The 13,683-nt window shown below is 40.9% G+C and carries 9 protein-coding genes; 5 read left to right on the top strand and 4 right to left on the bottom strand.

Annotated features, from left to right (window positions below; genetic code table 11):
- Positions 1–22 precede the first annotated feature (22 nt).
- The 5 genes from ACQ2HE_RS09770 to ACQ2HE_RS09750 all read left to right on the top strand — a co-directional run bounded on the left by ACQ2HE_RS09770 (position 23) and on the right by ACQ2HE_RS09750 (position 9,251).
- Positions 23–1,525, top strand: a complete 1,503-nt coding sequence (locus ACQ2HE_RS09770) for a glutamate synthase subunit beta (RefSeq protein ID WP_430898121.1) — start codon at positions 23–25, stop codon at positions 1,523–1,525.
- A 231-nt stretch (positions 1,526–1,756) separates the two neighbouring features.
- On the top strand, positions 1,757–3,157 hold the full coding sequence (locus ACQ2HE_RS09765) for an ammonium transporter (RefSeq protein ID WP_430898123.1): 1,401 nt from the start codon (positions 1,757–1,759) through the stop codon (positions 3,155–3,157).
- Positions 3,158–3,246: 89 nt separating this feature from the next.
- Positions 3,247–4,350, top strand: coding sequence for an outer membrane beta-barrel protein (locus ACQ2HE_RS09760; protein WP_430898125.1), 1,104 nt, complete (start codon positions 3,247–3,249; stop codon positions 4,348–4,350).
- A gap of 458 nt (positions 4,351–4,808) precedes the next feature.
- Positions 4,809–5,231: a hypothetical protein gene (locus tag ACQ2HE_RS09755; RefSeq protein WP_430898127.1), complete on the top strand. Its 423-nt coding sequence runs from the start codon at positions 4,809–4,811 to the stop codon at positions 5,229–5,231.
- A 1,437-nt stretch (positions 5,232–6,668) separates the two neighbouring features.
- Positions 6,669–9,251: a TonB-dependent receptor gene (locus ACQ2HE_RS09750; RefSeq protein WP_430898128.1), complete on the top strand. Its 2,583-nt coding sequence runs from the start codon at positions 6,669–6,671 to the stop codon at positions 9,249–9,251.
- Positions 9,252–9,377: 126 nt separating this feature from the next.
- On the opposite strand, the gene ACQ2HE_RS09745 is transcribed toward ACQ2HE_RS09750, so the two are convergent.
- From ACQ2HE_RS09745 to ACQ2HE_RS09730, 4 genes are all read right to left on the bottom strand, one after another.
- Positions 9,378–10,550, bottom strand: a complete 1,173-nt coding sequence (locus ACQ2HE_RS09745; protein ID WP_430898130.1) for a trans-sulfuration enzyme family protein — start codon at positions 10,548–10,550, stop codon at positions 9,378–9,380.
- Positions 10,551–10,560: 10 nt separating this feature from the next.
- Positions 10,561–11,004 (bottom strand): OsmC family protein, encoded by a 444-nt coding sequence (locus ACQ2HE_RS09740; protein WP_430898132.1) that lies wholly within the window; start codon positions 11,002–11,004, stop codon positions 10,561–10,563.
- Positions 11,005–11,173: 169 nt separating this feature from the next.
- A complete protein-coding gene (locus ACQ2HE_RS09735) occupies positions 11,174–12,070 on the bottom strand; it encodes an aldo/keto reductase (protein WP_430898134.1) in 897 nt (298 codons plus the stop codon).
- A 94-nt stretch (positions 12,071–12,164) separates the two neighbouring features.
- Complete coding sequence (locus tag ACQ2HE_RS09730) at positions 12,165–13,670, bottom strand: TSUP family transporter (RefSeq protein ID WP_430898136.1); 1,506 nt, start codon at positions 13,668–13,670, stop codon at positions 12,165–12,167.
- Positions 13,671–13,683: the final 13 nt, after the last annotated feature.

Below are 13,683 nucleotides of genomic sequence, written 5' to 3'. Positions count from 1 at the left end.
AACTACTAGCAATTATCGAAATATGGGCAAGCCTACAGGTTTCATGGAGTTCACACGCGAGTTACCGGGAAAAAGACCGGTGGCAGAGCGTTTAAAAGATTACAATGAATTTATTGAACGCTATAGTGACGAAAAGTTGAATCAACAATCGGCACGTTGTATGAATTGCGGCGTTCCTTTTTGTCACAATGGATGTCCTCTGGGTAATGTGATCCCTGAGTTCAATGATGCGGTGTATAAAAAGGAGTGGAAAGATGCGTACGATATTTTAACATCAACCAATAATTTCCCCGAGTTTACAGGTCGCATATGTCCAGCGCCTTGCGAAAGCGCCTGTGTGTTGGGTATCAATCAACCGGCTATAGCTATTGAGGAAATTGAGAAGCATATTATTGAAATCGCTTTTGACAAGGGATTTGTAAAGGCAAAGAAACCCAATATGCGCACCGGTAAAAAAGTAGCGGTAATTGGAAGTGGTCCGGCAGGTTTAGCCGCGGCTGCACAATTGAACTATGCCGGTCATACGGTAACGGTATTTGAAAGAGATGATGCGGCTGGTGGATTGTTGCGTTACGGAATACCTGATTTCAAATTAGAGAAATGGGTAGTAGAGCGCAGAGTGAAGGTAATGGAAGAAGAAGGGGTTCAATTCAAGTATCATGCAAATGTTGGAGTGAATGTAAGCATCAACGATTTGTTGAGAGAATACCATGCCATTGTATTAGCGGGCGGTTCTACCGTTCCAAGAGATTTAAATATTCCGGGAAGAAATCTGAAGGGTGTTCATTTCGCCATGGATTTTTTAAAGCAGCAAAACAAACGCAATGCAGGAAAAGATCCTTTGGCTGCAGCGGGTATTGAAAGTAATATACTAGGAGCTGAAGTTTTGGCTACTAAAAAGAATGTGGTGGTGATTGGAGGAGGTGATACAGGTAGTGACTGTGTAGGTACTTCCAACCGTCACGGGGCAGCGTCTGTAACACAATTTGAATTGATGCCTAAACCACCTGCTTCTAGAACACCGTTCATGCCTTGGCCTACCTATCCAATGGTATTGAAAACCTCTACATCTCATGAAGAAGGGGCCGACCGTCAGTGGGCGGTGGCAACCAAAGAGTTTATAGGTGATGCCAATGGGAATTTAAAGGCTTTGAAGATCGTTGATCTGGAATGGACGGCGTCTGCTGACGGCCGACCAGCTCAGTTTACCGAGCGTGCCGGTTCTGAAAGAGAAATTCCTTGTGAGTTAGCCCTGTTGGCAATGGGATTCGTGCATCCACAGCACGAAGGTTTGGTAAATGAATTAGGAGCGGAATTGGACGAGCGTGGCAATGTGAAAGCAAGTGAGAAATTCTACGCAACCAATATTAATAAGGTATTTGTTGCGGGTGATATGAGAAGGGGACAAAGCCTCGTTGTATGGGCTATAAGTGAGGGAAGGGAATGTGCTCGCAAAGTAGACGAGTTTTTAGTAGGAAGTTCATTATTGGAGTCGAAAGACCAAATTTTGATGGCCAGTTATTAATAGCCTAGTTTAATGTATTGATAACCACCCAATTAGGGTGGTTTTTTTTATAGATTTCCAAATATATTATAAAAAAATACATATAAAGAAAAAATTCAAAAATGAGCCAAAAAAATTAAAAGTTATCGAATAGTTAATTATCCTAACAGTTGTTATGATAATAATTAGCTATTTTTATTACATGTTCAACACATATAATATTTTCTAATATTAACAACTAAAAACTGTCACATGAGTAAAAGAACTGTTAAACAAATTGCGCCTTTTCTAATTCTGGCCATTGTTGCAATTGCGGCGATGTTCATTAAGCCGGAAGCTGATTATGTTCCCGGGGCTACCGACCCTCAATACAGCAATGCTGATATTGCATGGGTATTGGTATCTACAGCCTTGGTATTTTTAATGACTCCCGGTTTGGCTTTCTTCTATGGTGGAATGGTTCACCGCAAGAATGTAATTTCTACCATGATCAAAAGTGTGGTAGCAGCCGGAGTAATCGGAGTTCTTTGGGTAGTATGTGGCTTTAGTTTGAGTTTTGGTGAGTCTATCGGTGGTTTCATCGGTAATCCCAAAACCTATGGTTTCTTTGCGCATGTAAAGAACGGCGCTGCCTGGCCTTTAGCAAACACCATTCCTTTAGGACTGTTTTCATTGTTCCAATTGATGTTTGCGATCATCACTCCGGGTCTGGTAGTAGGGGCCGTAGCTGAGCGTATTCGTTTCACTGCTTATATACTTTTCATTGTATTGTTTGGATTGTTGATTTACGCGCCTGTAGCGCATTGGAGCTGGCATCCGGAAGGATTCTTAGCGAAAATGGGTGCATGGGACTTTGCGGGTGGTACTGTAGTACACATCACAGCGGGTTGTGCTGCCTTGGCAGGTGCCTTAGTATTGAAGCGTAGAAAAACACACTTAGAGCATAAAGAAATTCCACCTGCAAACGTACCTTATGTATTAATTGGTACCGGTTTGTTGTGGTTCGGTTGGTTTGGTTTCAACGCAGGTTCTGCGGTAGGAGCTACTCCTTTGGCTGTAAATGCATTCGGAACTACTACCACTGCTGCTTCTGCTGCAGGTTTAGGTTGGATGTTCTTCGATGTAATTAAAGGTAAAAAGCCTTCTGTACTCGGATTCTGTATTGGTGCGGTGGTTGGTTTAGTAGCCATCACTCCAGCAGCCGGTTATGTTGGTGTACCTCAAAGTATCATCATTGGTTTGGTAGGAGCTATCATCTCTAACGTAGCTGTTGGTATCAAACAAAAGTCTACTTTGGATGATACATTGGATGTATTCCCTTGTCACGGAGTAGGCGGTATGGTAGGTATGTTGTTAACGGGTGTTTTCGCAAACCCTGATGTACACGGTATCAAAGACGGTCCGGTAGGTTTGTTCTACGGAAACCCTGCTTTCTTCTTTACACAATTGAAAGCAATGGCTATTGTAGCAACCTATAGCTTTGTAGTAGCATTCGCAATCTTCAAGTTCATCAATATTTTACTTCCATTGCGTGTAACTGAAGAAGAAGAAGAAATTGGATTGGATGCTTCTCAGCACGACGAAAAATATGTACAAGGTACGCTCCTGGTGGAGACTTCAGGTGGTTTGAAAGAAGAACCTGCAGCTCACTAGTCGATTGATCATATTAAAAAAGGTACAGCGTTACGGCGTTGTTGGCGCAACGCCTGCTGTACCCTTCTTTAACACTTAAAATCTTTACAATGTTACGAAAATTTTTTGTGGCAAGCGTTGCCATGAGCGCTGCTATTTTTGCAAATGCGCAAACTGCCTCGGTTCCCACCGCTAGTTTAGATACAGCCGTGGCAGCAGAAAAACCGGCTCCCGCACTTTCTATTACCGGTTATGCAGATGTTTACTATCGTTTCGATTTCGCTAAAACCAAGGCGAACAACTTAACAAGCTTTACCAACTCTCAGAATACCTTCGCTTTAGGTATGGCTAGCTTGAAATTCGAGCACAAAACCGACAAATTGGATATGGTGGCCGACCTCGGCTTTGGTACACGTGCAACAGAGTTTGCCTATAATGACCAAGGTATTTTGGCTGCTATCAAACAATTGTATATTTCATACAGCCCTGCTGAATGGTTGAAATTAACTGCAGGTTCTTGGGCTACACACGTAGGCTATGAATTAGTGGATCCACAATTGAACCGTAACTATAGCATGAGTTACATGTTCACCAATGGTCCATTCACACACACCGGCTTAAAAGCGGAGATCACAAAAGGTAAAAGTGGATTCATGGTAGGTTTGTCGAATGCAACTGACTACCGCGTAGTGCCTACCGACAAAATCAACAAAAAATTCTTCATCGCTCAGTATAGCTTGGCTATCACCGACAATGTGAAATTGTTCTTGAACTATGTAGGTGGAAAAGCACCGGATAGTTCAAAAGTAAGTCAGGTAGATGCGGTGATTACTGCAAAAGTAAGCGACAAATTCAGCCTCGGATTCAATGGTACTGTAAATTCAACCAAGTTTTGGGATGGCGCCAAAAATGGCGATGCTCAAAAATGGTCGGGTGCTGCACTATATTTGAATGTAGATCCTACTTCAAGTTTTGGTTTGACACTTCGTTCGGAGTTGTTTAATGATAAGAAGCAAATTAAAATGTTTGCTGCTGCTCCTGATGGAGGATCTATTTTCGCGAATACATTGTCTGCCAATTTCAAAACAGGATCATTTATTTTCATTCCTGAGTTGAGAATTGAGAATGCTTCACAAAAGATTTTTGTTGATGCAGATGGAGCAGCTACAAAATCCTATGCTAGCTTTACTTTCGCAGCTATTTATTCGTTCTAATATGTCGTTTGTTTTATCGAGTATACCTTGTATTTAGGTCACTCTCAAAAGTTCTTGCTTTACTATACTAAAGCCAATGTTTTTTATTCATATGGCAAGCAATCGTTGATCCCTCCCCGTTTCTACGGGGAGGCTATTTTTAAAAACGGTTGTTAGTATTAAGTTCTTTGTTTCTTAAAATATTATTAACACTAAATCTTAGGTTGCTGGGTTACCTTTTCCTAATTTTGGTATAAATATCAAAGCAGGCACATGTTTTGCTTTATATTTAAAGAGAGCAGTTTTAGTGTAGAGGAAAATCCTTAGTAATAATAATCTCACCTAACTGCACGTTATATCTAACAGTAACGATTCTCTCTCTCGATTTGCTCCAGTCTAATTATTTGCACGCCATATTTATTGCACGCCATTATTGGAGATTGCCTTGCCGCAATATTCAGTAATCAAAAACTATAAATATGAACAAGAAAATCAATGTCCGTTTATTCGTAGTTGCTATCCTTAGCACTGTTTTGTTTTCTACTATCTCTGTATCAGCGAAGGCACAAGAAGCTGCTGCTGTAACCACTGAAGTAAAGCCTGAATTACAAGTAAAATTCCTTGGTGCTACCGGTGAATACTTGTACTTCGAAATCAACACCACACAAGCAGAAGACATCCGTTCTAACCTCAAAATTCGTAATGAGGCCGGTAACGAATTATTCGCTGAAACTCTTTTCAAAAAATCTGCTACCCGCAAAATCAAAGTTGCGAAGGGTGATGTAGAAAAGTTGGAAGTTGTTTACAACACGTTCCGTGGTGAAGTGAAAAAAGTATTAGAAGTTAAAATTAAATTCCAAGAAGCAATTGAAGTAACTGACCTTACTGCTTCTAAATTATAATAAGAGATTTATTTTTTTGAGGGCTTATAAACAATGATTATCGTCCCCCATTTCTATGGGGGACTTCTTTTTTCCCTCAACCCTCCGATCTATTCTTCATTACTTCCCCCAAGATGCTTCACTAAGAGATACTCCTTTAGTCATTTTCCCGATTGAAAAAGTGTAAATATTGAGTCGAGAGTAGCTGTTAATGCTTTGAGCTATTGGCTAATCAAGAAAAACCGATGGTATCAAAAAGTATTCTTGCTTTCTCCTACATCTGCTCTGTTGCATACTTCTTATATATTTATAATGATTTCATTTTTTGAGCACCAATCGTCCATCTTTGCCGAAAATGATGTCCGAAGCCATTTCGAGCATGCTTCGCAAGGCCGAAGGCCTGGAGAAGGATGCGAGAAATCTGGGTTCTTTCAAAAAAATCCTCGTCATCCCGAACGAGCGAGGCTGCGAAGCAGCCGCAGCGAGAGAGGGACCTCAAAACGCGTTGTTATGTAAGAGGCGGTTTTGAAGCAGTTTTTTTTCACTAAACTCGTTGGTGAGTTTTTGAGTGATTTAGTAGTTTAGTTGTTGAGTTTGGGCATTACAAAAGATCCCGGTTTGAATTTGTTCTTTGCGCATTCTTGCGTGAACATGAGCGCCATGAGTCAATGGTGAAGCGACTTAAAAACTAAACAACTAAATTACTTAATACCATGTAGCTTTAGTGCTTCGAAATAGGATTCTTTCTGAAAAACCCATTCAGAGGGTCCTCTCTCCTTCGTTTGCTTTGCAAACTCATTCGTTCGGAATGACGCCGCTTTTTTTTTATTAAAGTTTCGATATTTTTCGCTGGACCTTCATCGGCCCTTCGACTAAACCTGCGGTCTTGCTCAGGGACCTCGAAGGCCCAAGCTCAAAATATCGGTTGGAGGAGTCGCTTGGATAGAAGATTACACTGTTATATAGTGCGAACGCACATTAACTAGTATGTCATGAAATGTTTGAACCTCTTTATTTCAATAGCACAAATCGTTAGTTTTCAAAAATAAAAGTCTACTAAAAAGATAGGGTAAATATTGAAAATTTATCAATAACAGTTCCAATTATTGTTTTTTTGCTAATCCGGTTTCGCACCGGTATTCCTCCCAGCTGTACTTTATTCTTCTGTAATCCCACGCCGGAAAAGCGTTGCGGTTATTCTAATCACTTTCTCACATAAATTAAAGGCAACAGGTATACGAGTGCCTAAGTAATGTTTAATAGTCTACAAATTTGGTAGAATAAATATCGTATATTATGTTTGCATCAGAATAGTATCAAATCTCTTGTACCAGAAGTTAAATCATATACCAGCTATTACTTCGTACCGATGTTGATTTAGAACATTAGGCTATTGCTTTGCCTGCCTCTTTATTTTATTTATTAATGGTTGTTGTGAAACAACCAAACAACTGTTTTATGCAAAAGAAAATCAGCTTTCTGTTTTTTAGTTTTTTAGTCACCTTTAGCGTTTTTGCGCAATCGTCACTATCGGGTATAATAGTAGACGGGAAGGGCACCCCTGTTGATGGAGCTACCATCCGAGTGAAATCTACAAAAGCATTTGCAATTGCAGATGCGAAAGGAAAATTCACCATACAGGCACCTTCAACGCTCCCATTTGTTCTGCAGATTTCATCCGCAGGTTTTTACCCCGTTGAAACGGAGATTCGCAAAATCAAAGATTCTACATTGAACATCGTATTGGTAGAAAATACCCAACTTTCCGAGGTAGTGATTACATCAAGACGAAGAATTGAATCGGCTCAGAATGTGCCTATTCCTATCTCGGTTGTATCAGGAGCACAAGTTGAAAATTCGGGATCATTCAATGTGAATCGTTTAAAAGAATTGGTACCCAGTTTACAACTGTACAGTTCCAATCCTCGCAATACAGGTATCAATATTCGTGGCTTGGGTTCTCCATTTGGTTTAACCAATGATGGACTGGATCCTGGTGTTGGATTCTATGTAGATGGAGTTTACTTTGCTCGCCCGGCTGCTGCCACTTTCGATTTTATCGATATCGAGCAAGTGGAAGTATTGCGTGGTCCTCAAGGAACCCTGTTCGGGAAGAATACCACTTCAGGTGCGTTCAATATCACTACAAAAAAGCCTTCTTTCAAGTCTGGAGCAAATTTTGAAGTAAGCTATGGGAATTATTCGTTTGTACAAGCCAAAGCTTCAGTAACGGGTAAACTTACTAAAAACATTGCCGGACGAATTTCATTTTCCGGTACCAATAGAAATGGTTTGGTTGAAAACGTTCGCACAAAGAAATATACAAACGAGTTGAACAACGCGGGGGTGCACGGCCAATTGCTGTACAAACCCTTTGAAAACACATCGGTTTTATTGTCGGGCGATTTTTCGCGTCAAGATCCCGACGGATATGCGCAAGTATTGGCAGGAGTTGTGACTACCAAACGAGCAGCGTATCGCCAGTTCAATGCCATCATTTCAGATTTGGAATATACCCCTCCCAGCTATAATGCTTTTGATCGCAAAATAGACCAGGATGTACCATGGAATTCGGGCAACGAATTAGGAGGGCTGTCATTGAATATAGACCAGAAAATTGGTTTTGGTAAGCTTACTTCAACCACTGCTTGGAGGTATTGGGATTGGCGACCTTCCAATGACCGCGACTTTACCGGATTAGAAGCATTGGCAAAATCTCAAAATCCCTCTAGGCATACCAATTGGTCGCAAGAAATTCGCTATGCAGGTGAACTTTCTCCTAAGTTTAGCGGTGTGGTGGGGTTGTTCTACATCGATCAAATTGTTACAACGGAGGGGTTGGAAGAAGCCGGTAAAGATCAGTGGCGTTTTGCTCAAAGCAGTACAAGTACCTTGTGGAAGACTCCCGGATTATTCGAAGAATTTGGAATTAGTACACAATCTTCTATTAAATCGCAAAGTGCCGCAGTGTTTGCCAACGTAGATTGGGAATTTGCAAAAGGTTTCCATTTTCAACCGGGCATTCGATACAATTATGACAACAAGGATGTAGTGTACAATCGTGTAGCATCAGGAGGATTGGATACCGCTACTTACAATGGAACAACTGCAGAGAAAGCAACACTTCAAGGATTTAAGAACAGCGTATACACCAGCCAGTCATATGTTGCCGCTGCTGATGAGCGTAATTTCACTTATCAGGTGACGCTTTCTTATCGACCAAACAAACGCATCAATGCATTCGCTACTTACTCAACCAGCTTTAAACCAGTTGGTGTAAATGTGGCAGGTTTGCCAACTGTGAATGGCCAGCCTGCAACCGATTTGGCTGTTATTAAACCTGAGGATGTGAAGCATTATGAAATAGGGGTAAAAACAAATCCAACAGATAACTTCACTTTGAACATTGTATATCACAATACTGATATTAAAAATTATCAGGCCAATGTGCAATCTCCTGAATTAGGTGTAAATAGAGGGTACATCGCAAATGCTGAAAAAGTAAGAGTGAATGGGGTTGAATTGGATGCAAACCTTCGGGTAGGCTCAAGCTTTACCTTCTTTGGAGCACTTGCTTATACGGATGCCAAATATGTGAAGTTCACCAACGCGCCACTTCCTTTGGAAGAAACTGGGCTAACTGAAAACGGAGTTCAAAAAGCATTCAAAGATATTTCCGGAAGTCGATTACCGGGGATTTCAAAATGGTCGGGCAGTTTCGGTGGGGAGTGGACAACGCCATCATCATTTTTCCACAACAACGGAAAATTCTTTAGTGCGTTAGAAACTTTTTATCGCTCCGAATTTTCATCAAGCCCTTCACCTTCTACCTATTTAAATATTCCGGCCTACGCTATTGTAAATGCACGGGTAGGATTTAGAGTGAACACAACCGGTTTGTCGGTATTTGTTTGGGGAAGAAATATCTTTAACAAGAACTACTACGAACAATTATTGCCAGCCGGTGGAAATGCGGGACAGTATGCGGCAGTATTGGGTGATCAACGCACGTATGGAATTACCTTTCGCTACAGTCTATAATGTTAACTAGTAGCTTGAAAATGCTTTCTATGCGTTTTTAAGATCATTTGAATACGAATTCTAATTGAAATAAAAGGGAACGCCGTCTCATTGAGACGGCGTTCCCTTTTATATTGTTTCAATATTTTAGCTAGCTGCCAGCGCTTGTTCGATATCAGCAATAATGTCTTCAACAGCTTCTAGGCCTACGGAAACTCGAATCAATCCGGCCGTAATTCCTACTCCGGCTTTTTCAGCATCACTGAGTTTGCTATGAGTTGTAGAAGCGGGGTGAGAAGCAATGGTTCTGCTATCACCAAGATTATTGGTCATAGAACACATCTGCAATGCATTGAGGAATTTTCTTCCTGCTTCTACGCCCCCTTTAATTTCCATTGTAACAATACCGCCACCATTGCTCATTTGCTTTTTGGCGATTTCGTATTGAGGATGGGTGGGAAGAAATGGATACTTTACCCAATTTAATTTCGGATGATTTTGAAAATGTGTTGCCAATGCCAACGCATTGGAAGCGTGTTTATCCATTCGTAAGAACAATGTCTCCAAGCTTTTCGTGAGTACCCATGCATTGAATGGACTCATGCTAGGTCCTGTATTTCGAACGAACAAATACATTTGATAGATCAAGTCTTTAGGACCTACCACTACACCACCGAGTACACGACCTTGTCCATCTATGAATTTAGTAGCAGAATGCAAAACCAAATCGGCGCCCAATTCAATAGGTTGCTGAACTGCCGGTGTTGCAAAGCAATTGTCTACAACCAACAGTACTTTGTGTTTTTTGCAGATATCAGAAAGAAATTTGATATCAATGATGTCTAAACCCGGATTTGAAGGGGTTTCCACATACATCATTTTTGTATTTGGCTTGATCAGTGCTTCTACTGTTTCAGGTTTTGCCATATCAAAATACGAGTACTCAATTCCCCATTTGGGCATGTACTTCGTGAGAATGGTATGGGTTGAACCAAATACAGCAGAAGCGGATACAATATGATCTCCTTTACTAAGGAAAGTCATGAAAGTACTGAACACTGCAGCCATTCCTGTTCCGGTAGCAATACCATCTTCGGCACCTTCCAATACTACGATCTTTTCAACGAATTCGTCTACGGTTGGGTTGGAGAAACGGCTGTAGATATTTACATCCAAGCTGTCGTCCATAAAAGCTGCCGCCATATCTTCAGCAGAATCATACACAAAACTACTGGTTAAAAATAGCGGAGTGCTGTGTTCTTTCTGTTCGGTACGTTTGGTTTGTGTACGTATTGCTTTTGTACTGCGTTGTTGAGCCATGTCATTCCTTTTATAATGAAGCTTTTACTTCTTCTCCGTTTACAATTACTTTAAAGTTTACTTTTCCGCCCGCTCTGCGTAGGGTTTCTGCAACTGTGCAATATTTATCAATTGAAAGTGCAGCGGCGCGGTAAACTTTCTGAGCATCTACGTTTCCGGTAAGGGTGAATACTACTTCAACAGTTTCCCAGATCGCTAGATCTTTATCTTTCTCGCGTTCGCCATCAACAGTAATATTAAGCGTTTCATAATCCTGACGTTGTTTTTTCAGGATATTGACCATATCAACACCACTGCAACCACTGAGTGCAGCAAGTAGCAATTGCATCGGACGAAAACCCGTTCCATTTCCTCCTTGATCTTCAGGAATGTCAATGGTAAGATGGTGACCTGCACTGTCTTTAACAGAGAATCCATAATCACGAGTGGCCAGGTCTGCATTCATAATAGGCATACATAACAATTTGAGTGCAAAGATAGCCTCATTCTACGGAATAATAAGCTACTTGCCCTTGACACTTTCATCGTTTTACATTTTAATGATGAATGCTTGTTAGTATTTTAAAGGATCAAGGATTGAGGGACTTTCAAGTTGTTTCCTGCGAAGTTTAAGTGGTTGATGATTAGTATTTTTGATTGGTTGAAGCTGCGTAGAGTTGATACCAGTCTTGTCGATCTAACTCAAAATTGAAAGCATCTGCAACATGATGAATACGCGCCTCATTAGTGGTACCTATGAGGGGAATCGCTCCAAGGGATACAATCCAGGCGACTGCCAATGATTCAATATCAGCATTGTATTTAGGCGCCAATTTTTCCAAAACTGATCTAACTGCCAATGCTTTGTGGTCGGTACTGTTGGCAATGTCTCCACCGGCTAAAGGTGAGGAGGCGAGGGGCCTCATAAAGCGCTGTTTGATATAATCGAGCTGGCCATTCTCCAAAGGTTCGGTTTGAAGAAGGTTGAGTTCAATGTGATTGGTCACAATGGGAAAACGGAGCACTGAGGCTAATAACTGATGTTGAAAAACGGTAAAGTTGGCCACACCAATGTTTTTAACTTTGCCCGATTCTTTTAGTTGCGCCAATGTTATCGCTGTTTCCTCTAGATTGGAAAGTGGATCAAGATGGTCTAACAGAAATATATCGATATAGTCTGTTTTCAAACGTTTCAAAGAATTGTCTAAACTTTCTTTGATATGCTCTCTTGAAGTGTTGTAATGCTTGATTCGAATACCCGGTTGATTGTGATTGGGTAAGCTAATGCCGCATTTAGTGAACAGAACAATATCTTCTCTTTTGAATGATTTTTTTGCGATCACGTCACCAAACCATGACTCTGCTAATCCATGACCATAAATATCGGCGTGGTCAAATGTATTGATTCCCAGTTCTAAGCAAAGGTTAACAATGCGCTCCATTTTTTGAGGAGCATTTTCGGTTTCTGCATCCCATCTCCAGAAGCCATAAACTGCTTCAGATACTTTTGGGCCTGAATCGCTTAAATAAATCTTTTTCATCTTTGAGTTGATCTGGGTTTAAATTCAAATATCAATTAAAATAGTAGACTAATAGTTCTTAAGTAAGGGAGTACCTGTTTCGATTGTGATTTAATTAGAATAATTTAATCAAAATTCTTGCACTCCAGAAAATAACCAAGGCGCCTAACAATAAGAAAGCCGTTTTGCGGGGCAGTTTGCCGGCAATTTTTGCGGCAATAGGAGCTGCAATGGTTCCGCCAATAATAAGTCCTACAATGGTTTGCCAGTGGGTGAGGCCTATCATAGTAAAGAAAGTAAAAGCGCTGGATACGGTAACGAAAAATTCGGTTAAGCTTACCGTGCCCACAGCAAAGCGGTGATTTCTACCTCGGTTGATTAGTGTTGAAGTAACAATGGGTCCCCATCCACCACCGCCAAATGAATCAAAAAAACCTCCTACGGCTGCCAATACTGAATATCGTTTTATCTTTTTTTGAGGCTTAATTTCTTTAAAGGCATTGATAATGAATTTGATCCCTAGAAACAATGTATATATGGCAATAAATGGACGAACATAATTACCATATTTATCTCCCAACTGTGTTAATAGAATTGCTCCGGCCACAGCCCCTAATACACCGGGTATCACGAGTGCTTTGAATAATTTCATGTTCACATTTCCGAACTTGTAATGACTGTATCCCGATACACCCGAAGCAAATGTTTCGGCTGTATGAATGCTGCCGCTGATCGCTGCAGGGCTAACTCCGGCCGACATTAATACTGTGGCACTGGTTACCCCATAACCCATTCCAAGTGCGCCATCAACCAACTGTGCAATAAAGCCGGCGAGCAACATGATAGGGAAATTTGCATCAAGAGATTTGTACAATTTAGTTACTGAGGCGCCAATCGTTTCGTAAGGGAAATACGAAAAAAGAAGATGACCCAATACCATGAATCCAAAAGCTGCTAATGTGTAGCTTGCTACTTTTTTCCACTTCTTTGCTTGCAGCTCTTGATCGTCCACTAAACTACTGGTGAGTTTGTTGAGTTTTCTAACCTTATTGTTAAAATCGCCGTTTAAAGTGGCACGTACTTTATTGATATTCCCAATTAGATCATCGATCTCATTAGGGAAGGCGTCGTTCAAAACTTCTTTTACACGTTTAGCAACGGTGGGTGATTTGCCATTGGTTGAAATAGCCATTTTTAAATAACCCTTTTGTACTATACTGCCTAAATAGAAATCGCACAACAAGGGAGTATCGGCTACGTTTACAAGCAAGTTTTTGGCATGAGCCTGTTCTCTAATTTGAACGTGCAGTTCTTGGTTGTCAGTTGCACATATAATCAAGTCCTTGCCTTCCAAGTCTGTTTCTTGATAAGCCCTTTCATGTATGGTGACATTTGAATAGTCCGAAACGAAAGAGCGAAATTCTTCTCTTACCAAAGGGGCCACAATGCTCACTCTTGTATTGGGTGAATTGCGCAAAACCGATTGCACTTTTTCCAACGCTACATTGCCTGCACCTACCAATAATAGATCGAATTCCTCCAGCTTCAAGAAGATGGGGTACAATGGATTTTTAGTGCCGGTTTCCACTGTGTTTTGTGTTGAATCTATTTGTGCAGACATGTATTATTGTCGA

It is taken from the genome of Endoryza foliicola (assembly GCF_050589245.1).
GTDB classification, from domain to species: Bacteria; Bacteroidota; Bacteroidia; order Chitinophagales; family Chitinophagaceae; genus Endoryza; species Endoryza foliicola.
This window is presented reverse-complemented; position numbering and strand designations above follow the sequence as displayed.